This window comes from Hymenobacter rubripertinctus (assembly GCF_003583925.1).
GTDB classification, from domain to species: domain Bacteria; phylum Bacteroidota; class Bacteroidia; order Cytophagales; family Hymenobacteraceae; genus Hymenobacter; species Hymenobacter rubripertinctus.
Genome location: NZ_QYCN01000128.1, coordinates 1 through 456, shown reverse-complemented (window position 1 = coordinate 456; position 456 = coordinate 1). Strand labels below are relative to the sequence as shown.

1 pseudogene is annotated in these 456 nt (G+C 49.1%); it reads right to left on the bottom strand.

Annotation, left to right across the window (positions count from 1 at the left end):
• A pseudogene (locus D0T11_RS22980) lies at nucleotides 1-190 on the bottom strand (IS4 family transposase); the annotation flags it as partial.
• Nucleotides 191-456 lie beyond the last annotated feature (266 nt).

The following is a 456-nucleotide window of genomic DNA, read 5'->3' as shown; positions in this document are numbered from 1 at the left end:
GGATGCGGGTCTCGTTGGAGGCCACTTTGACTTCGTCGTTGAGATGGTGAGCGACTTCGCCAAATTGCACGTTGCGGCTCTTGATGAGTCCGATAATAAACTGAGCAATAAACTTTTGCCGGGACAGATGGCGCACAATGGGCACCTGTCGCAAAAGGGTCGTAAGTTTGGCTTTGAGGCGTTGCTTCACGGGGAGGAACGGGCTGAGAAGTGTAGGAACTCCAAAGGTCGGGCCTCCCCGTTTTTATGCCCCAATATTTAGTAGGGTAGAGTAACTTGTCACTTAACTTGTCTACTGCATTCCACCTATAGGGCTACCGCACCAAATTAGGCACTTTTGAGCAGTTCCAGCATAAATCCGTCGTCTCTGGCGGCCTTTTTACGCTTTCTTTTCAGACTAATCTTACTCGGTTCATGCGTGAGAAGAAAGAGGCTGAACTTGCGAAAGATGTTCAA